The organism is Micromonospora sp. NPDC006766, from assembly GCF_040636055.1.
Taxonomy (GTDB): domain Bacteria; phylum Actinomycetota; class Actinomycetes; order Mycobacteriales; family Micromonosporaceae; genus Micromonospora.
Map to the genome: position 1 here is coordinate 1 of NZ_JBEYIX010000005.1, position 19,829 is coordinate 19,829.

At 71.0% G+C, this 19,829-nt stretch carries 18 protein-coding genes; 8 read left to right on the top strand and 10 right to left on the bottom strand.

Annotation, left to right across the window (positions count from 1 at the left end):
* Window positions 1-104: 104 nt before the first annotated feature.
* The 6 genes from ABZ671_RS08255 to ABZ671_RS08280 form a co-directional block, all read right to left on the bottom strand.
* Window positions 105-1,100 (bottom strand): branched-chain amino acid ABC transporter permease, encoded by a 996-nt coding sequence (locus tag ABZ671_RS08255; protein ID WP_357853254.1) that lies wholly within the window; start codon window positions 1,098-1,100, stop codon window positions 105-107.
* Window positions 1,097-1,978, bottom strand: coding sequence for a branched-chain amino acid ABC transporter permease (locus ABZ671_RS08260; RefSeq protein ID WP_357853257.1), 882 nt, complete (start codon window positions 1,976-1,978; stop codon window positions 1,097-1,099). Before ABZ671_RS08260 ends, ABZ671_RS08255 begins: the two co-directional genes overlap by 4 nt.
* A 7-nt stretch (window positions 1,979-1,985) precedes the next feature.
* Window positions 1,986-3,239, bottom strand: coding sequence for an ABC transporter substrate-binding protein (locus ABZ671_RS08265; RefSeq protein ID WP_357853260.1), 1,254 nt, complete (start codon window positions 3,237-3,239; stop codon window positions 1,986-1,988).
* Window positions 3,240-3,285: 46 nt separating this feature from the next.
* Complete coding sequence (locus ABZ671_RS08270) at window positions 3,286-3,978, bottom strand: ABC transporter ATP-binding protein (RefSeq protein ID WP_357853262.1); 693 nt, start codon at window positions 3,976-3,978, stop codon at window positions 3,286-3,288.
* Window positions 3,965-4,726, bottom strand: coding sequence for an ABC transporter ATP-binding protein (locus ABZ671_RS08275; protein ID WP_357853265.1), 762 nt, complete (start codon window positions 4,724-4,726; stop codon window positions 3,965-3,967). Before ABZ671_RS08275 ends, ABZ671_RS08270 begins: the two co-directional genes overlap by 14 nt.
* A gap of 228 nt (window positions 4,727-4,954) precedes the next feature.
* Entirely contained in the window at window positions 4,955-6,157 is a 1,203-nt protein-coding gene (locus tag ABZ671_RS08280) for an FAD-dependent monooxygenase (RefSeq protein WP_357853268.1), read from the bottom strand.
* A 162-nt stretch (window positions 6,158-6,319) separates the two neighbouring features.
* On the opposite strand from ABZ671_RS08280, the gene ABZ671_RS08285 reads away from it, so the two are divergent.
* On the top strand, window positions 6,320-7,234 hold the full coding sequence (locus ABZ671_RS08285; RefSeq protein WP_357853271.1) for a TetR/AcrR family transcriptional regulator C-terminal domain-containing protein: 915 nt from the start codon (window positions 6,320-6,322) through the stop codon (window positions 7,232-7,234).
* Here ABZ671_RS08285 and ABZ671_RS08290 read toward each other — a convergent pair.
* Window positions 7,231-8,274 carry an aminotransferase class V-fold PLP-dependent enzyme gene (locus ABZ671_RS08290; RefSeq protein WP_357853273.1) on the bottom strand — a complete coding sequence of 348 codons (1,044 nt, stop codon included), beginning with the start codon at window positions 8,272-8,274 and terminating at the stop codon, window positions 7,231-7,233. The genes ABZ671_RS08285 and ABZ671_RS08290 overlap by 4 nt on opposite strands.
* Window positions 8,275-8,468: 194 nt before the next feature.
* Here ABZ671_RS08290 and ABZ671_RS08295 point away from each other — a divergent pair, with 194 nt between their 5' ends.
* Complete coding sequence (locus ABZ671_RS08295; RefSeq protein WP_357853276.1) at window positions 8,469-9,335, top strand: SPFH domain-containing protein; 867 nt, start codon at window positions 8,469-8,471, stop codon at window positions 9,333-9,335.
* A gap of 356 nt (window positions 9,336-9,691) precedes the next feature.
* On the opposite strand, the gene dnaE is transcribed toward ABZ671_RS08295, so the two are convergent.
* On the bottom strand, window positions 9,692-13,225 hold the full coding sequence (dnaE, locus tag ABZ671_RS08300; protein WP_357853279.1) for a DNA polymerase III subunit alpha: 3,534 nt from the start codon (window positions 13,223-13,225) through the stop codon (window positions 9,692-9,694).
* Between the two features lie 232 nt (window positions 13,226-13,457).
* On the opposite strand from dnaE, the gene ABZ671_RS08305 reads away from it, so the two are divergent.
* The gene (locus tag ABZ671_RS08305) at window positions 13,458-13,799 is read left to right on the top strand and encodes a PadR family transcriptional regulator (RefSeq protein ID WP_357853282.1); all 342 of its coding nucleotides are present in this window, start codon (window positions 13,458-13,460) and stop codon (window positions 13,797-13,799) included.
* The gene (locus tag ABZ671_RS08310) at window positions 13,796-14,740 is read left to right on the top strand and encodes a permease prefix domain 1-containing protein (protein ID WP_357853285.1); all 945 of its coding nucleotides are present in this window, start codon (window positions 13,796-13,798) and stop codon (window positions 14,738-14,740) included. Before ABZ671_RS08305 ends, ABZ671_RS08310 begins: the two co-directional genes overlap by 4 nt.
* Before the next feature lie 51 nt (window positions 14,741-14,791).
* Here ABZ671_RS08310 and ABZ671_RS08315 read toward each other — a convergent pair whose 3' ends face one another.
* A complete protein-coding gene (locus ABZ671_RS08315; protein WP_357853289.1) occupies window positions 14,792-15,355 on the bottom strand; it encodes a GNAT family N-acetyltransferase in 564 nt (187 codons plus the stop codon).
* A 96-nt stretch (window positions 15,356-15,451) separates the two neighbouring features.
* On the opposite strand from ABZ671_RS08315, the gene ABZ671_RS08320 reads away from it, so the two are divergent.
* The 4 genes from ABZ671_RS08320 to ABZ671_RS08335 all read left to right on the top strand — a co-directional run bounded on the left by ABZ671_RS08320 (window position 15,452) and on the right by ABZ671_RS08335 (window position 19,467).
* Complete coding sequence (locus ABZ671_RS08320) at window positions 15,452-16,726, top strand: sensor histidine kinase (RefSeq protein ID WP_357853292.1); 1,275 nt, start codon at window positions 15,452-15,454, stop codon at window positions 16,724-16,726.
* Window positions 16,723-17,427, top strand: a complete 705-nt coding sequence (locus ABZ671_RS08325; RefSeq protein WP_357853295.1) for a response regulator transcription factor — start codon at window positions 16,723-16,725, stop codon at window positions 17,425-17,427. The genes ABZ671_RS08320 and ABZ671_RS08325 overlap by 4 nt, the downstream gene beginning before the upstream one ends.
* Window positions 17,428-17,509: 82 nt before the next feature.
* Window positions 17,510-18,409, top strand: coding sequence for an ATP-binding cassette domain-containing protein (locus ABZ671_RS08330; protein WP_357853297.1), 900 nt, complete (start codon window positions 17,510-17,512; stop codon window positions 18,407-18,409).
* Complete coding sequence (locus tag ABZ671_RS08335; RefSeq protein ID WP_357853300.1) at window positions 18,406-19,467, top strand: ABC transporter permease; 1,062 nt, start codon at window positions 18,406-18,408, stop codon at window positions 19,465-19,467. The genes ABZ671_RS08330 and ABZ671_RS08335 overlap by 4 nt, the downstream gene beginning before the upstream one ends.
* 27 nt (window positions 19,468-19,494) lie before the next feature.
* On the opposite strand, the gene ABZ671_RS08340 is transcribed toward ABZ671_RS08335, so the two are convergent.
* Window positions 19,495-19,827, bottom strand: a complete 333-nt coding sequence (locus ABZ671_RS08340) for a hypothetical protein (protein WP_357853303.1) — start codon at window positions 19,825-19,827, stop codon at window positions 19,495-19,497.
* Between the last annotated feature and the right edge of the window lie 2 nt (window positions 19,828-19,829).

Here is a 19,829-nt window from a genome sequence, read left to right on the forward strand (position 1 = left end):
GGGTGACCGGCGCAGGGATCAAGCCTGACCGCCCGGAGCCGGTCACCCTCGCCCCCAGCCCCCAACAGCAACCAGCCCACCCAGAGCAACCAGCCCTCCAACCGTCAACGACGACGGAACCGCAGCGCCAGAGCAGCGACACTCCCCCAGATCCCCCGGCGGAACAGCAGCACGACCAGGACGAAGATGCCGCCGGTCACCAGCCCGATGGCCTCGAAGCCGGAGAACGACAGCCAGTCCTCCAGGCGCACCACCAGCGCCGCCCCGAGCACCCCGCCCCAAAGCGTGCCGATGCCGCCGAGCACCACCACGATGACCGCCTTGCCGGAGGTGGTCCAGTGCAGCACGTCGAGGGAGACGAACCGGTGGCCGACGGCGAAGAGTCCGCCACCGAGCCCGGCGAGGAAGCCGGAGAGGACGAACGCGGTCAGCTTGTAGCGGTGGACCGGGTAGCCGAGCGCACGGGCCCGCGCCGGGTTGTCCCGGATGCCGACCAGCACCCGGCCGAACGGCGAGTGGACGATCCGCCAGGCGGCGGCGAGCCCGAGCAGCACGATCGGCAGCACCGCGTAGTAGAAGTAGTAGTCGTCGGTCAGGTCGACCCCGAAGAAGGAGCGGGTCACCCCCTGGAGGCCGTTCTCACCCCCGGTGATTGATCGTCGATCGTTGGCCACGTAGTAGACCAGCTGCGCGAAGGCCAGGGTGACCATCGCGAAGTAGATCCCGGTCCGTTTGACCGCGAGGTAGCCGATCGGCAGCGCGAGCAGCGCGGCGGCCAGAGCCCCGGCCAGCACGGCGGCCGGGAACGGCAGACCGGCGTGGATCGCCACCAGGCCGGTGACGTACGCCGAGGTGCCCCAGAAGGCGGCGTGACCGAAGGACAGCAGCCCGGTGAAGCCGAGCAGCAGGTCCACCGAGACGGCGAAGAGCGCCCAGCACAGGATGTCCACCGCGACCGCCGGATACAGCCCGTTGGGCAGCCAGAGCGCCCCGAGCAGACCGATCGCGAGCAGCACGTACCGGACCCAGCCGGGTGCCCGGGCGACGGTGAGCAGCCCCGACGGGGGTGCCGGGCGAGCCGTGTCGACGGAGCTGCTCATGCGGGTGCCTCCTCGCGGCCGAACAGGCCGGCCGGGCGCCAGAGCAGCACCGCGGCCATCACCACGAACACGACGGTCTGCGACACGATCGGAAAGTCCGACAGGTACGCCTCGCCCCACGCCTGGATCAGGCCAATGCCGAAGCCGGCGGCGACCGAGCCGAAGATCGAGCCGAGCCCACCGATCACCACCACCGCGAAGACCACGATGATCAGGTCGGCGCCCATCAGCGGGTTCACCGCGCGCATCGGCGCGGCGAGCACCCCGGCCAGCCCGGCCAGGGCGATCCCGAACCCGAAGACCGGGGTGATCCACCTGCCTACGTCGATGCCGAAGGCCCGGGTCAGCTCGGGCCGCTCGGTGGCCGCCCGGACCACCATGCCGACCCGGGTACGCCCCAGCACCCACCACACCGCCCCGCAGAGCAGCACGGTGAAGCCGAGGATGAACACCCGGTACGTGGGAAAGTCGAACAGCCCGAAGTCGACCGTCCCGGTCAGCTCGGCGGGGGTGGCGTACGGGCTGGACTGCGCGCCGTACCGGGACCGGACCAGGTCCTGCAGGATCAGCGTCAGGCCGAAGGTGAGCAGGAAGTTGTAGAGCGGGTCGAGCCGGGTCAGCCGGTGGATCACCGCCCGTTCCAGGATCATGCCGAGCAGCCCCAGCGCGACCGGCACGATCACCAGCGCCGCCCAGAACGGCACGCCCGCCTCGGCGAGCAGCACGTACGCCCCGAACGCGCCGAGCATGTAGAAGGCGCCGTGGGCGAAGTTCACCACCCGGAGCAGGCCGAAGATGACCGCGAGCCCGAGGGCGAGCAGGGCGTAGAACGCCCCGCCCACCAACCCGTTGAACGTGTTCTGCGCGAAGCCAGACATCGAGTCGTCACATCTGGCAGTCGGCCGACGGGGCGCGGAACGCCTCCCCGGCAGGGATGGTCTTGAGGACCTTGACGTAGTCCCACGGCTCGGTCACCTCGGCCTCCGGCTTCACCTGGGCCAGGTACGCGTCGTGGATCACCCGGTGGTCCTCGGCGCGGATCTTGCCGTTGCGCAGGAAGAGGTCGTTGACCTCCTTGCCTTCGAGGCCCTTGATCACGGTGTCCGCGTCGTCGGTGCCGGCGACCTGCGCCGCCTCCAGGTACTGCGTGGCGGCGGAGTAGTTGGCCGCGTGCGCGAAGGACGGCCGGGTGCCCGTCTCCTTCTGGAACCGGTCGGCCCACTCCCGGTTCTGCTGGTCGAAGTTCCAGTACCAGGAGTCGGTGTAGGTGGTGCCGTCGAGCGCGGCCGGGGTGAGCGAGTGGATGTCGGTGATGGTCATCAGGCCCACGGCCAGCCCGATGCCCTTGTCCCGCAGCTTGAACTCGTTGTACTGCTTGACCACGTTGACCAGCTCCGCGCCGGCCTGCATCGTGCCGAGCACCTGTGGCTTCGGGTTCAGCGTCGGGGCCTTGAGCAGGTACGACGAGTAGTCGCCGCTGGTGTTTGGGAACGGAGCGCCGTCCTTGCCGACCACCGAGCCGCCGGCGGCGGTGATGGCCGCGGAGAAGTTCTTCTCCATGTCCTGCCCGAAGGCGTAGTTCGGGTAGAGGATGTACCAGTTCTTGCCGATCTGCTCGGTGGTCACCGTGCCCGTGCCGTGGGCCAGCATGTAGGTGTCGTACGCGTAGTGGAACGTGTACTTGTTGCAGCTCTTGCCGGTCAGGTCGGTGGTGGCCGCGCCGATGTTGAAGTAGAGCCTCTTCTTCTCCTTGGCCACGTCGGCGACCTTGAGGGCGGCCGAGGAGGTCGGCACGTCGAGGATGATGTCCACGCCCTTGCGGTCGTACATCTCCCGGGCCCTGCTGTCGGCCACCTCCGGCTTGTTCTGATGGTCGGCGGTCTCCACCGAGATGTTCTTGGTGATCGCCTTGTCGCCGTACTTTGCCTTGAAGTCGGCGACGGCCATTTCCACGGCCTTGACCGAGTTCTTCCCGGACAGCTCCGAGTAGGCGCCGGACTGGTCGTTGAGGACGCCCAGCACGATCTTGCCGTCGGTCACCTTCTGGTCGCCGCCAGACCGCGGACCACCGCCGCCGCAGCCGGTGACCAGCGCCGCCACCGCCGCCGAGGCGGCGGCCACACCCACGCTCCTACGCATCTCGATCCCTCCCGTACCGCGCGGTTTGCGCGGGTCAGCCGTCGTTTCAGATGCCGAGGTACGCCAGCAGCTCGCGCTCCCGCGAGCGCACCTCGGAGTTGTCCATCGCCTCCGCGACGCGTCCCTCGGCCAGCAGGTAGTGCCGGTCGGCGACGCCGGTGGCGAAGTGCAGGTTCTGCTCGACCAGCAGGACGGTCACGCCGTGTTGCTTGGCCTCCCGCAGCAGGTCACCGACCTGCTGCACGAGCAGCGGCGACAGCCCTTCGGTGGGCTCGTCGCAGAGCAGCAGCCGGGCGCCCATCCGCAGCACCCGGGCCAGCGCGAGCATCTGCTGCTCGCCGCCGGAGAGCGTGGTGGCCGCCGAGTCGCGCCGGTGGTAGAGGGCGGGGAACGCCTCGTAGACCCGCTCCAGCGGCCACGGGTCGGGGCCGATTCGGGGCGGCAGGGTGAGGTTCTCGGTGACGCTGAGGGTGGCGTACGCGCCGCGGTCGTCGGGGACCCAGCCGAGCCCGAGCCGCGCCCGCTTGTGCGCCGGCTGCCGGGTGAGATCCGCGCCGTCCAGGGTGACCGTGCCGCGCTGGCCGGGGTGCAGCCCCATCACGCAGCGCAGCAGGGTGGACTTGCCGGCGCCGTTGCGGCCGACCAGGGTGACCACCTCGCCGGCGGCCACCTCCAGGCTCACCTCCCGCAGCACCCGCGCCTCGCCGTACCAGGCGGAGAGGTTGTCAATGCGCAGCATCGCTGGCTCCCAGGTAGGCGGTGATGACCCGCTCGTCGGCCCGGACCCGCTCGTACGGCCCCTCGACCAGGACCTTGCCGGCCTGCAGGACGGTGACGGTGTCGGCGAGCCGGCCGACGACGCTCATGTTGTGCTCGACCATGACCACGGTCCGGCCCTGGCGGACCGTGGCGATCAGGTCGACGGTGCGGTCGACGTCCTCCAGACCCATGCCGGCGGTGGGCTCGTCGAGCAGCAGCACCTGCGGGTCGAGGGCGAGGGCGATGGCCAGCTCCAGGGCCCGCTTGCGCCCGTACGCGAGGGCCTCGGCCGGCGCCTCGGCCAGCTCGGCGAGGTCGACCATGGCCAGCAGTTCGTCGGCCCGGTCCCGGTAGCGGCGCATCAGCTTGGCCGAGCGCCAGAACCGCCAGCCCAGCCCGCTGGGCGACTGGAGGGCCAGCGCCACATGTTCCCGCGCGGAGAGCTGCGGGAAGAGGCTGGTGATCTGGAAGGAGCGGGCCACGCCGAGCCGGGCGACCCGCTCCGGCGGCAGCCCGGTCACGTCCCGCCCGGCCAGCTCGATCCGCCCGGCGGTGGGTGCCAGGAAGCCGGTGAGCAGGTTGAACAAGGTGGTCTTGCCGGCGCCGTTCGGGCCGACGAGGGCGTGCACGGTCCCCGGCGCCACGTCGAGGTCGACACCGTCGACCGCCCGGAAGCCCCGGAAGTCCCGGGTCAGCCCACGGGCTGACAGGAGTGCTTGCCCGGCCATCGCCACACCCTCCGTAGGTTTCCGGGGCGACGGCCGGGCCGGTGACCGGGGCCACAGGAGGCGTCGCGTGCAGGCAACCTACGGCGTGCCGTAGCAGTCGAGCTATGTCGATTCCCCACACTTTCGCCCCGCGTCGGACGGGCGCTGTCCCCACCGGACCGCACCCGCCCGCCTCCCTTCACCGGGCTCGAGGGGCATCGTCGAGGGTCTACATGTGGGGGGCCACCGTCACCGGGCGGCGGCGTACTCGGGCAGGGTCAGGCCGTCGGCCTTGCTGAAGAACAGCCGGGTGGCGAGCCCGCGCAGCGGACGGGAGGTCATCGCCCGCATGGACACGTCGCGCAGCCTGATCGCCGTGCGGGTGGCCGGCAGGAAACCGGAGATCCCGGCGCCGCCGGGCAGTTCCTGCCCCCGCGCCACGTGCGCCCGCAGCGCCTCCTCGTAGCGGCGGTACGCGACCGCGTGGTCGCCGTCGGCGGCGGCCAGTTCACCGGCGAGCACGTACGCCCCGACCAGGGACAGGCTGGTGCCCTGCCCGGTCAGCGGGGACGGGCACCAGGCGGCGTCGCCGAGCAGGGCCACCCGCCCCGCGTACCAGCTGTCCATCCGCACCTGCCCGTACCGGTCGAAGTAGAAGTCCGGCGCGTCGGCCATGGCGGCCAGCAGTTCGGCCGCCCGCCAACCGACGTCGGCGAAGCGCTCGGCGAGCAGGCGCTGCTGGGCAGCCCGGTCCCGGCGGTCCACGTCCAACGTCGACGAGGTGAAGCTGAACAGGGCGTTGGTCCGGCCGTGCCGGGTCGGGCGGGTCCCCACCACCCGGCCGCCCGGGGCGTTGTGCAGCTGGAACCAGCCCGTCCGGTCCGGGTACGGGGTGCTGAAGTGCGCCAGATAGGCCCCGAGCGGCCGGACGTACGCCGACTCGGGGCCGAACGCGAGCGCCCGGGTCCGGGAGTGCGACCCGTCGGCCCCCACCACCAGGGCGACGGTGCGCGGGGCAGAGCGGGCGAAGGTGAGCCGCACCCCGTCGTCGGTCTGGGTCAGCGTCTCGATCGAGTCCTCGAAGACGTACTCCACGTCGGCGCGGGTCTCCTCGTAGAGCAGCCGGGCCAGGTCGCCGCGCTCGATCTCGAGGTCGGCGACGATGCCCTCGCCGTCGAACGCGTGCACCGGCAGCCGGCAGGTCACCGCGCCCCGCGCGTCCACGTACGCCATGCCCTGCTCGTGGACGCCCTCGGCGCGTACCCGGCCGGTCAGCCCCATCCGGTCGAGCACCTCGCGGGCGGTCCCCCGCACGTCGACCGCCTGCCCGCCGGGGCGCAGCCCGGGCGACCGTTCCACGACGGTGACGGCGAAGCCGTACCGGCGCAGCCAGAAGGCGAGGGCGGGGCCGGCCACACCGGCACCGGAGATGAGCACGGTCCTGTCGTCCATCACAGCGCTCCCAAGGTCATGCGTACACCGTCGATCCCGGTCCGCGTCGGGTTCGGAAGGAACGGTAGGTCCACGGTGGAACACGTGCCCGTCCTGACCTAGTACGCTGCCCCGGCGAGGGCCGTCTGCGGCACCTCGTACTAGTACGCCGGAGGTGAGTCCGTGGCCGGGTCGGAGCCGCCGTACCGGCGGATCGCCGGGGAAATCCGCCGCCGCATCGCGGTCGGGGAGCTGCGCCCGGGCGACCCGGTGCCGTCAGCCCGGCAGCTCACCCGCGAGCACGGGGTGGCCATCGCCACCGCCACCAAGGTCCTCGCCCTGTTACGCGACGAGGGGCTGGTGCTGACCCGGTCGGGGGCCGGCACGGTGGTCGCCCCGTCCCGCGCGGCGGTGCCCCGGGCCCGCCAGAGCGCCGACGGGCCGGAGCTGAGCCGGGAACGGCTGGTGCGTACCGCGATCGCCCTGGCCGACGCGGGCGGCCTGGCCGCGGTCTCGATGCGGCAGCTCGCCGCCGACCTGGGCGTGGCCACCATGTCGCTGTACCGGCACGTGCGCGGCCGGGACGACCTGGTGCTGGCGATGGCCGACACGGCGCTGGCCGACGCGCCACTGCCGGCCGTGCCGCCGGCCGGCTGGCGGGCCCGCCTGGAGCTGCTCGCCCGCGCCCAGTGGGCGATCTACCTACGGCACCGCTGGCTGCCGCACGTCATCTCGATGTCCCGCCCGCAGCCGCTGCCGAACGGCATGGCGCACAGCGAGTGGGCGCTGCGCGCCACGGCCGGTCTCGGTCTGGACACCCAGCTGCGCTGGCACGCGGCGCTGACGCTGATGGCGTACGTCCGGGGCATCGCCACCGGCCTGGAGGCGCAGGCGCACGCCGAGCAGGACACCGGCCTCACCGACGAGCAGTGGATGGAGACGCACGAGGCGACGTTCCACCAGATGATGACCAGCGGCCGGTACCCGACCCTGGCGGCGCTGAACGAGGAGGTCGACCTGAACCTGGACACCGTCTTCGAGTTCGGCCTGCACCGGCTGCTGGACGGCTACGCCGTGATGATCGAGAAGAACGCCTAGTCGTCGCTCGTCAGCGCGTCCAGCGCCCGGTCGACGTCCTCCTCCGTGGTGTAGAGGTGGAACGAGGCGCGGACCCGGCCGGCGCGCACCGCCGCCCGCACCCCGGCCCGGGCCAGCTTCTCGGCCGCGTCGGGCACCTCCACCGTCACGATCGCGCTGTCGCCCGGTGGCCGGCCCAGCCCGGCGAGGAACCGGTTGGCCAGCGCCACATCGTGTTCGCGCACGGCGGGCAGCCCGACCTCGGCGAGCAGTTCCAGGGCGGGCGCGGCCCCGACGTAGCTGAACCAGGCCGGCGAGATGTCGAAGCGCCGGGCGTCGTCGGCCAGCCGCAGCGGCGGCCCGTAGTAGGAGGCGTGCACGTTCTCGCCCGCGTACCAGCCGGCGGCGTCGGGGCGCAGCCGCTCGCGCAGTGCCGGGGCCAGGTAGGCGAAGGCCGCGCCGCGCGGCGCCATCAGCCACTTGTACGCCGACACCACCACCGCGTCCGCCAGCCCTGCGGCGAAGGGCAGCCAGCCGCACGCCTGGGTGGCGTCCACCGAGACGAGGGCACCGTGCGCCCGGGCCGCCGCGACGATCTCCTCGTACGGGGCGACGCTCCCGTCGGAGGACTGCACGAGGCTGAACGCGACGAGGTCGGTGTCGGCGTCGATCGCGTCGACCAGCCCGGCGAGCGGGACGGTGCGGACCCGCACCCCGCGCTCCCGCTGCACCAGCCAGGGGAACAGGTTGGAGGTGAACTCCACCTCCGGCACGACCACCGTGGCTCCCGCCGGCAGCCCGGCGGCCACCGGAGCGAGCAGCTGCGACGCGTTGCTGCCGATCGCCACGTCCACCGGGGCCACCCCGACCAGCCCGGCGAACGCGGTCCGGGCCCGCTCGGCCGCCTCACCCCAGCCCTCCCACGAGATTCGCCCCACCCGCCAGTCGGCCAGGGCGTCCTGCAGCGCCGTCCAGCCCGGCTCGGGCGGCAGCCCGTAGCTGGCGGTGTTCAGCCAGCCGGGCTCCGGCTGCCACAGCTTCCGTGCCTGTTCCAGATCCATGCCACCGACAGTAACGATCATCGACGGGTGCCGAGGCGGCCAATTCGCGGTCGGCGGCTCTCACTCCCGGACGCGGAGCAACTCGGTCGTGGACGTGCGTCGATACTGCCCGAGCCGGCCCGCCAGCACCTTGTCCCGGGCGACTACCTTGATGATCGACTCAGCACACCATCCCCGTGAAAGGTGCCGCGCACATGCCGTCCGGCTTCACTCTCGCGATCGTCACCGCCCTCGTCGCGGCCGTCGCCGCCGCCGTCGCACTGTTGAGCCCGCCGCGTCGCGCCGTGCGGCGGCAGGGCACCCTGGCGGCGGTCGGCGCTCTGGTCGCCACGCTCCTGCTCACCATCGGGTCGAGCGCCCACACGGTGCCGATCCGCTCGGTCGGCATCGTCACCAGCTTCGGCAAACCGACCGGTAAGGTCACCGGCTCCGGCCTGAAGTGGACCGCGCCGTGGCAGCGGGTCGGCGAGTGGGACGCCGGGCGGCAGAAGTACGACCACATCGGCAGCAACAACTGCGTCCGGGTGCGTACCGGCACCCTCGCCGACGCGTGCGTCGAGGTGCTGATCGAGTGGCAGGTCCGGCCCGAGAACGCCCCGCATCAGTTCATGGACTACAAGGGCGACTTCGTCAGCTTCCGCGGGCAGCGGGTCGGCGTCCAGCTCGACAGCGCCGTGAACGACGCCTTCGCCAGCTACAACCCGTTGGAGCGGATCGACGCGAAGACCGGCAGCCTGAACGTCGACCTCAAGCCGTTCGCGACGAGCATCAAGACCAACGCCGAGGGTCGGCTGGCCGCGGACGTCGACATCCTGTCGGTCACCATCACCCGGGTCAACCACGACGAGAAGACCGAGGGCAACATCAAGGCGTTCCAGGACAAGCTCGCCCAGACCCGCAACCTGGAACAGGATCGCCGCAACGCCGAGATCCAGAAGCAGATCACCGAGACCAACGCCAAGGTGGACAAGGTGACCCGCTGCCTGGAGATCGCCGAGAAGAACGGCAGCACGCCGGGCCTGTGCATCAACCCGGGCATCGTCACCGGCACCGGCAAGTGACCGACCGGCCGGTCTGAGCCCACGACCGGCTCAGGCGGGAACGGGCGCACGCGGTGCCCGTTCCCGCGCCGGTCTCCGCCTCTCCGGGTCGCGTCGACCCAGCGGTGCGGCGTGCGGTTAGGCCACCGCCGGCGTCAGCAGCCGGCGAACGGCGGCGGTGATGAACGCGATCAACGCGGCACTGACGACGTTCACCGCGACAGCGACAAGAATCTGACTCATCTTCTACTCCTCGGATTGCCTCTTCCGATGGCGCGCACCGAGCGGCACGCCGTCGGGGAAGCGTAGGGATCCGAGATGACGAGCAGGTTTACTCAGAGTGATATCCCCTGGTCAGGCCGGGCATCCGGGGTAGGTCAGCTCACGTTGGCCGGGCCGAGGACGCTCTTCAGGTCGCCCATCAGCGCGGTGGTGGGGGCCACCCGGAACAGCCCGAGCCGCCACGTCTCGACCTTGCCACCCCGGTGGAGCTTGACGTGCACCTCGGTGTCCCCGGGGTGCAGCACCAGGGTCTCCTTCAGCCGCTCGGCCAGCGGCGGAGTCAACCGGTGCACCGGGATGGTCAGGGTGATCGGCTTGTTCGCCGGGTTGCTGCTGATGTCGGGCATCTGCATGTCCATCGCCATGATGCGCGGGGTGTCGTCGCGCCGGTCGACCCGGCCCTTGACCACCACGATGGCGTCCTCGGCGATGTACTGGCCGATCACCTCGTACGTGTTGGGGAAGAACAGCGTTTCCACGCCGCCGGCCAGGTCCTCCAGGGTGGCCGAGGCCCAGGCCCGGCCCTGCTTGGTGACCCGGCGCTGCACCCCGGAGAGGATGCCGGCCAGGGTGACCACCGCACCGTCAGGCACGGTCCCCTCCTCGGAGAGGGCGGCGATGGTCGTGTCGGCCGCCGCGCCGAGCACATGCTCCAGGCCGAACAGCGGATGGTCGGAGACGTACAGGCCGAGCATCTCGCGTTCGAAGGCGAGCTTGTCCCGCTTGTCCCACTCCCCCTCGCCGATGGTCGGCATCACGGTGGTGCTGGTGGCCGCCTCGACGTCGCCGAACCCGGCGCCGAAGAGGTCGTACTGGCCGACCGCCTCCTTGCGCTTGACGTCGGCGTACGCGTCGATGGCGTCGGCGTGCACGGCGAGCAGGCCCTTACGCGGGTGGCGAAGCGAGTCGAACGCCCCGGCCTTGATCAGGGATTCGATGGTCTTCTTGTTGCAGACCACCGCATCCACCTTGGACAGGAAGTCGTAGAAGTCGGCGTAGGCGCCCTTCTCGTCGCGGCAGCGCATGATCGAGGTGACCACGTTCGCGCCGACGTTGCGGATGGCGGCAAGGCCGAAGCGGATGTCCTTGCCGACCGGGGTGAACGGCCCGGCCGAGGTGTTCACGTCGGGCGGCAGCACCTGGATGCCCATCCGCCGGCACTCCGACAGGTAGAGCGCCATCTTGTCCTTGTCGTCGCCGACGGAGGTGAGCAGCGCGGCCATGTACTCGGCCGGGTAGTGCGCCTTCAGGTACGCCGTCCAGTACGACACCAGCCCGTACGCGGCGGAGTGGGCCTTGTTGAACGCGTAGCCGGCGAACGGGACGAGCACGTCCCACACCGCCTGGATCGCCTCGTCGGAGTAGCCGCGCTCGCGGCAGCCGTCCCGGAACGGGACGAACTCCTTGTCGAGGATCTCCTTCTTCTTCTTGCCCATCGCCCGGCGCAGCAGGTCGGCCTGGCCGAGGCTGTAACCGGCGAGAATCTGCGCGGCGCGCTGCACCTGCTCCTGGTAGACGATCAGGCCGTACGTCGGGGCGAGGATCTCCCGCAGCGGCTCCTCCAACTCCGGGTGGATCGGCGTGATCTCCTGGAGGTTGTTCTTGCGCAGCGCGTAGTTGGTGTGCGAGTCGACGCCCATCGGGCCGGGCCGGTAGAGCGCCAGGACGGCGGAGATGTCCTCGAAGTTGTCCGGCTTCATCAGCCGCAGCAGCGAGCGCATCGGGCCGCCGTCGAGCTGGAACACGCCGAGCGTGTCGCCCCGGGCCAGCAGCTCGTAGGCGGCCTTGTCATCCAGCGGCAGGGCCAGCAGGTCCAGCTCCTTGCCGTGGTTGAGCTGGATGTTCTTGACCGCGTCGTCGATGATCGTCAGGTTGCGCAGGCCGAGGAAGTCCATCTTCAACAACCCGAGCGACTCGCACGTCGGGTAGTCGAACTGGGTGATGATGGCGCCGTCGGCGTCCCGCCGCATCAGCGGGATGTGGTCGATGATCGGCTCGGCGGACATGATGACGCCGGCGGCGTGCACGCCGGTCTGCCGGATCAGCCCCTCGATGCCGCGCGCGGTGTCGATGACCTTCTTGACGTCCGGCTCCGACTCGTAGAGGCCACGGATTTCGCCGGCCTCCGCGTAGCGGGGGTGCTTCGGGTCGAAGATGCCCGACAGCGGGATGTCCTTGCCCATCACCGCCGGGGGCATCGCCTTGGTGATCCGGTCACCGACCGCGTACGGGTAGCCGAGCACCCGGGCCGAGTCCTTGATCGCGGCCTTCGCCTTGATCGTGCCGAAGGTGGCGATCTGGGCGACCTTGTCCTCGCCCCACTTGTCGGTGACGTACCGGATCACCTCACCGCGCCGACGCTCGTCGAAGTCGATGTCGACATCGGGCATCGACACGCGCTCGGGGTTGAGGAACCGCTCGAAGATCAGGCCGTGCGGGATCGGGTCCAGGTCGGTGATGCCCAGGGCGTACGCGACCAGCGAGCCGGCGGCCGAGCCGCGGCCCGGGCCGACGGCGATGCCCTGACTCTTGGCCCACTGGATGAAATCCGCGACCACGAGGAAGTACGACGGGAAGCCCATCTGGATGATGACGCCCAGCTCGTACTCCGCCTGGGCGACGTGCCCCTCCGGGATGCCGTTCGGGAAACGGCGATCCAGCCCCTTGAACGTCTCCTTGCGGAACCAGGACTCCTCGGTCTCCCCCTCGGGGATCGGGAACCGTGGCATCAGGTTGTGGAACTCGAACATCCCGGTCGGGTCGACCTTCTCGGCGACCAGCAGGGTGTTGCGGCAGCCCTGAAGCCACAGCTCGGAGGTGTCGACCGCGCGCATCTGCTCGGCCGACTTGATGTAGTAGCCCCCGCCCTCGAGCCGGAACCGGTTCGGGTCGGAGATGTTGCTGGCGGTCTGCACGCAGAGCAGCACGTCGTGCGCCTCGGCCTGGTCCTCGCGGGTGTAGTGCGAGTCGTTGGTGACCACCGGCGGGAGGTCGAGCTTCCGGCCGATCTCGACCAGCCCGTCCCGGACCCGCTTCTCAATGTCCAGGCCGTGGTCCATGACTTCCAGGAAGTAGTTTTCCTTGCCGAAGATCTCCTGATAGCTCGCGGCGACCTTGAGCGCCTCGTCGAACTGGCCCAGCCGCAGCCGGGTCTGCACCGCCCCGGACGGGCAGCCGGTGGTGGCCATGATCCCGTCGGCGTACTCGGCGATCAACTCCATGTCCATCCGGGGCCACTTGATGTAGTGGCCCTCGATGGAGGCGCGCGAGTTGAGCTTGAAGAGGTTGTGCAGGCCGTTCTTGTTCTGCGCCCACATGGTCATGTGGGTGATCGCGCCGTTACCGGAGACGTCGTCGCTCTTCTGCTCCGGACGACCCCACTTGACCCGCTGCTTGTGGAAGCGCGACTCCGGCGCGACGTACGCCTCGACGCCCAGGATCGGCGTGACCCCGGCGGCCATGGCCTGCTTGTAGAAGTCGTTCGCGCCGTGCATGTTGCCGTGGTCGGTCATCGCCACCGCCGACATCCCCTGCCGGCTGACCTCGGCGAACAGGTCCTTCAGCCGGGCCGCGCCGTCGAGCATCGAGTACTCGGTGTGCACGTGCAGATGCGCGAACGAATCAGCCATGCGGCGACGCCCCCCGGCGGTTGGATCTTGATGGTCGGAGCCGACCGGCACTTACCCTACCCAGGCCGTCCGGCCGGCTCCACCGTCCGCGCCGGAGGTGGTCTCCGTCTCGCCCGGCTCCTCGTCGCGGGCCGGAACACTCCCCTCCGAGCACCGATGCCACCCAGTATTGCCCGACACACGATACAGTGCGTCTCGACAATAGTGTGTGGCACACAGTATGGTGTGAGGCATGGCAATCGAGGAGATCCTGCGGACCCATCTCCAGGAATTGCGGCGCGGCACCGTCGTGGTGGCGAGCCTGCTGGCCCTGCGTCGGACGGACTACGGCTACGCGCTGCTGCAACGGCTGAACGCCCACGGCTTCCCGGTCGACGCGAACACGCTCTATCCCCTGCTCCGGCGGCTGGAGGAGCAGGGCCTGCTGACCAGCGAGTGGAACACCGAGGAGAGCCGGCCGCGCAAGTTCTACCGCACCAGCGACGCCGGCGAAGCACTGCTGGCCAGCCTCCTCGACGACCTCGCCGCCGTGCAGACCTCCGTCACCAGCCTCGTCGAAGGAGTGGACCGATGAGTTCCCTGACCGACCGCTACGTCGCCGCCACCCTTCGGGCGGTCCCGACGCAGCGCCGCACCGAGATCGCGGCCGAGCTGCGCGCCTCCATCGAGGACATGATCGACGGGCGCACCGAAGCCGGGCAGGAGCGGGGCACCGCGGAGCGCGAGGTGCTCACCGAGCTGGGCAATCCCGAGCAGCTCGCCGCCCGCTACACCGACCGCCGGTTGCAGCTCATCGGCCCGCGCTACTACCTGATCTGGTGGCGGCTGCTCCGGCTGCTGCTCAGCTTCATCCCCGCCCTCGCGGGTGTCGTGACCGGTGCGGTCAAGGCGACGGTCGGTGGCGATCTCGACGCGGGAATCAGCGTCGGGATCACCACCGCGTTCGAGGCCGCGGTGCAGATCGTCTTCTGGGTCACCGTCGTCTTCGCCGTGCTCGAACGCACCAACACGCCGCTGAACCTGCCCGAGTGGAGCGTCGACCAGCTGCCGGAGGCTCCGCAGGAGCGACAGGTGAGCTTGGTCGACACCTGCTTCTCGATCGCCTTGCTGGTGTTTTTCATCGCGTGCTTCCCGTGGCAGCACTTCCAGCCCTGGCTCTCGGGCGACGGTTCCCGGCTGCCGATCATCGACCCGGCGCTGTGGGGCTCCTGGCTGCCGGTGCTGCTGGCGGTGCTGGTCGCCAGCATCGGTCTGGAGCTCGCGAAGTACCGGGCCCGCAGGTGGACCTGGCCGCTGATCGCGGTCAGGGCCGTGCTCGACCTCGCGTTCGCTGTGCCGCTCGCCTGGCTGCTGCTCACCGACCGGCTGCTCAACCCGGACCTCGTCCAGCGGTTCGAGTGGCTGCGCGAGGGCGGCACCCAGGACGTGGCCCGGGCGGCCGTCGTGCTGACCGCCGTCATCGTCGTCTGGGGCTTCATCGACGTCGTCGTGAAGGCGCGGCGGCACGCCGCCTGAGTCGGCCCCGGCCCGGCGCCACGGGGGCGCCGGGCCGGCGCGTCGCCGCGATCAGATCGCTGCGGCCCGCCACTCCCGGTCCAGCAGGGCGTAGACCACCTCGTCGGTCCACTCGCCCTTGACGAACTCGTTCTCCAACAGGTGCGCCTCGCGGCGCATGCCGAGCCGCTCCAGCACCCGGGCCGAGGCGGCGTTGCGGGCGTCCAGGCGACCGACGATCCGGTGCAGGCCGAGGCCGTCGAAGCCGAGTCGCAGCAGCTCCCGGGCCGCCTCGGTGACGTACCCCCGGCCGACGTGGTCGGGGTGCAGCACGTATCCGATCTCGCCCTGCCGGTGCTCGGCGCTGGTCCAGAACAGCAGCACGTCGCCCACCAGCTCACCGGTCTCCGGCAGCACGATCGCCAGGTTCAGCGCGTCGCCCGGCTCGCGCAGCGCGGTACGCCCACGCGCGCGCTCCAGCGCCGTCCGGGCGGCGGCCTCGTCGTACGGGTCGTGGTAGAGGAAGCGGGTGACCTCCGGCCGGGACCGGTACGCGTGCAGGGCGTCGAGGTCGGCGGAGGTGAACGCGCGCAGCAGCAGGCGGTCGGTACGCAGCGGCAGGTCGGGTACGAGCATCCCGGCAGGGTACGGCGGCCCGGCGAACCGATCAGCCGAATTTCCCGACGGCGGCCCGGTGCCTCGCCGCCGGCTGACGGATGGCATGGTCTGGCGGTGAGCACCGCACTCGACGTCCCGTGGCGCCGCCCGGCGCCGACCGCTGGCCAGCGGCGCGCCGATGCCTGCGTCGCACTCGCCGTGACCGTCCTGGCCCTGTTCGAACTCGCCCTCGCCCGCAGCACCGGCGCCTTCCCGTTCGGCCCGCCGCCGTCCCTGGCGGAGCAGATCTGGTGGTCGCTCGCGGTCGCCGTGCCCCTGATGTGGCGACGCCGGTGGCCGGTGGCCGTCACCGTGGTCATCTCGGTGGCGTTCATCGCCGGGCAGGTCCGCGCCATTCCGCTGACCAACCTGCCGTCCGGCGCGCTGTTCGCCGCGCTCTACACGCTTGGTGCCTGGGGGCCGGACCGGCGTACGGCCAGCCGGGTGCGGATCGGCGTGATCGTGGCGATGTTCGCCTGGCTCGGCCTTTCCCTGACGCTGCAGATCAACAAGTTGTCGGCGGCGCACTTCACCGACGCGGCCGGGCCGGTGCCGCCGGTGCTGGCCGCGGTCATCAACGGCGTACTGTTCAACCTGCTCTTCTTCGGCTTCGCCTACTACTTCGGCGAGCTGTCCTGGCTGGCCGCCCGACGCGAGCACGAGCTCCGTACGCAGGCCGAGGAGCTGCGCCGGTCCCGGGCCGAGGCGGCCGAGCGGGCGGTGATCGGCGAACGGGTGCGCATCGCCCGTGAGCTGCACGACGTCGTCGCCCACCACGTCTCGGTGATGGGTGTCCAGGCGGCGGCCTGCCGACGGGTGTTCGACCGGGACCCCGGCAAGGCCCGCACCGCGCTGGCCGCGATCGAGCAGACCGCGCGGACCGCCGTCGACGAGCTGCGCCGGATGCTCGGTGTGCTGCGCGACCCGGGCCGCGCCGAGACCGTCCGGTCGACCGCCGCCGGCGTGGAGCAGGTCACGGAGCTGGTCGAGAACGCCCGCGAGGCCGGTCTGACGGCCACCGTCGGGGTGTACGGGGATCCCGCGCCGCTGCCCCGCTCGGTGTCTCAGGCGGCGTACCGGATCGTGCAGGAGGCGGTGACGAACACGGTGAAACATGCCGGCGCTACCGTGCTGGACGTGCGAATCCGGTACTTGGCAAGGGAAATCGAGGTCGACGTGAGTGACGACGGGCGACCCACCACGCCGCCGGGCGGCGGTGGGCTCGGCCTCATCGGCATGCGGGAGCGGGTGGCCGCCCACGAGGGTGTGCTGGAGGCCGGCCCCCGCCCCGAGGGCGGTTTCCGGGTCCGCGCCCGGATCCCACTCGCTCCAGAGACGGTGAACCAATGAGCGGTGTGGTGGACAGTCGCCGGCCCATCCGGGTGCTGCTCGCCGACGACCAGCACCTGGTCCGCACCGGGTTCCGCGTCATCCTCGAGGTGGAGGACGACATCGAGGTGGTGGGCGAGGCCGCCGACGGCGAGCGGGCGGTGACCATGGCCCGGGCGACCCGGCCGGACGTCGTGCTGATGGACGTCCAGATGCCCGTCCTCGACGGCTTGGCGGCCACCAGCCGGATCACCGCCGAGGGCGGGCCGGACGGCCCGGCGGTGCTGGTCCTGACCACCTTCGACCGGGACGACTACCTGTTCGCCGCGCTGAGCGCCGGGGCGAGCGGGTTCCTGCTCAAGAACGGCACCCCGGAGGACCTCATCGACGCGGTGCGAGTGGTGGCCCGGGGCGACGGGCTGATCGCGCCGGTGCTCACCCGGCGGGTCATCGCCGCCTTCGCCCGGCCCGGCGGACCGGCCGGCGGCCTCGCCCGGCGGCCTGCGGGTTCGCCGCCCGCAGCGCTGACCCAGCGGGAGCACGAGGTCCTGGAGTTGCTCGCCCGGGGTGCCAGCAACGCCGAGATCGCCGCCACGCTGCACCTCGGCGAGGCCACGGTGAAGACCCACGTCAGCAAAGTGCTGGCCAAACTCGACCTGCGGGACCGGGTGCAGGCGGTGATCTTCGCGTACGAGCACGGCATCGTCCAGCCGGGCTGCTGAACGGGTCCGCCGCACGGCGGACCGCCATGATCAGCCGCCGGACGGACGGCGTCCCGGCCCGGAGCAACTAACGTCCACTTTCATGACCAGCACGCTCCGCCTGGACGGTGTCGATCGCAGCTTCGGCGACCGCCAGGTGCTCAAAGACATCTCCTTCGAGGTGGCGGCCGGACGGATGACCGGCTTCGTCGGCGGCAACGGCGCCGGCAAGACCACCACCATGCGAATCATCCTCGGCGTGCTCGCCCCGGACGCCGGCCAGGTCCTCTGGAACGGCTCCCGGTTGACCCGGCAGGAACGGCGACGGTTCGGCTACATGCCGGAGGAACGCGGTCTCTATCCGAAGATGACCATCCGGGAACAGGTCGTTCACCTGGGACGCCTGCACGGGCTCGACCTCGGTGCGGCGCGACGCAACACCGACGCCCTGCTGGAGCGGGTCGGGCTCGCCGAACGCGGCGACGACCTGCTGGAGACGCTGTCGCTGGGCAACCAGCAGCGGGCCCAGATCGCCGCGGCGCTGGTGCACGACCCGGAGGTCCTCGTGCTGGACGAGCCGTTCTCCGGGCTCGACCCGATGGCGGTGGACACCGTCGTCTCCGTACTTCGGGAGCGGGCCCGCGCCGGCGTACCGGTGCTCTTCTCCAGCCACCAGCTCGACGTCGTCGAACGGCTCTGCGACGACCTGGTGATCATCGCGGACGGCACCATCCGGGCGGCCGGCGGCCGGGAGGAACTGCGGGCGGCGTACACCCTGCCCCGGTTCGAGCTGGTCGTCGACGGCGACGCGGGCTGGCTGCGGGACCAGCCAGGGCTGACGCTGATCGACCTCGACGGCCCCCGCGCGGTCTTCGACCTGGCCGCCGACGCCGACGCCGACGACCAGCGGGTGCTGCACGAGGCGCTGGCCCGCGGCCCGGTCCGCGTCTTCCGGCCGATCACCCCGTCCCTCGCCGAGATCTTCCGAGAGGTCGCCCAGTGAACACCTACCAGGCCATCCGGCTGATCGCCGGCCGCGAGCTGCGCGTCAAGCTGCGGGACCGCACATTCCTGATCACCACCCTCTTCTTCCTGCTGATCGCCGTAGCCGCCACGGCCCTGCCGGCGCTGCTGGCCGGTGGATCCACGACCGTCGCGGCGACCGAGTCCGTCGCCGCCCCGCTGCGCCAGGCCGGCCTCGACGTCCGGGCGGTCGCCGACGACGCCGCCGCCGAGCGGGCGGTCCGGGCCGGTGACGTGGACGCCGCGGTGGTCGCCGGGCCGACCGTGCTGGCCATGAACGAAGCCCCGGACGACGTGGTGAAGGCATTGAGCAGCGCCCCTGCCGTCCGGCTGCTGAACCCGGACGCGCTGGATCCGGTGATCGCCTTCCTCGTGCCGTTCGCCTTCGCGTTCGTCTTCTTCACCACATCCCAACTGTTCGGCGTGCAGATCGCGCAGAGCGTGACCGAGGAGAAGCAGACCCGGATCGTGGAGATCCTGGTGGCCGCGGTGCCCGTGCGGGCGCTGCTGGCCGGCAAGATCGTGGCGGCGTGCCTGCTGGCGCTCGGGCAGATCACGCTGATCGCCGTCGCCACGGTGGCCGGAATGCAGCTCGCCGACAGCGGCGGCCTGCTCACCCTGATCGGCCCGGCGATCGGCTGGTTCGTGCCGTTCTTCCTGCTCGGCTTCCTGCTGATCGCCGCGATGTGGGCGGTGGCCGGGGCGCTGGTCACCCGTCAAGAGGACATCGGTGGGGTGTCGCTGCCGGTGCAGCTCGTGGTGATGCTGCCGTTCTTCGCGGTGGTCTTCCTGCACGACAACGCCTCCGCGATGCGGATCCTGTCGTACCTGCCGTTCTCGGCGCCGACGGCGATGCCGCTGCGGATGTTCAGCGGCGACGCGGCCGGCTGGGAGCCGCTGGTGTCACTGGCCCTCCTGCTGCTCACGGCGGTCGCCTTCGTAGCCGCCGGCGCCCGCGTCTACGAGGGATCGTTGCTACGCACCAACGGCCGCACATCACTGCGCGCCGCCTGGCACCACCGCGAACCCATCGCCTGACCCTCGCGCACCAACGCTTCCCGCCGATCATGGACTTGTGGCGCCTGAATTGCCCTGTACAGGGGAAATGTCAGCTGCCACGACTCCTTGATCGGCGGGAGGTGGGGGTGGGGGTGGGGGTGGGGGTGGGGTGGGGGTGGGGTGGGTCCAGAATTCGTGCACCGAGTGCGCCTCGCCGGGGCGGTGCGGCATCAGCTTGCCGTGCCGGGGAAAGCCGAACTCAGCCCCGGGCGGCACGTAGAGCTCCAGAAGATTGGACGGGCCCTCGACGCAGATTGTCGGGTAGCCGAACCACACCTCACCGACCAGGATCTCGCGCCGGACGACGACGTCGCCCGGCGCGAACCGCCCACGGGTCACCG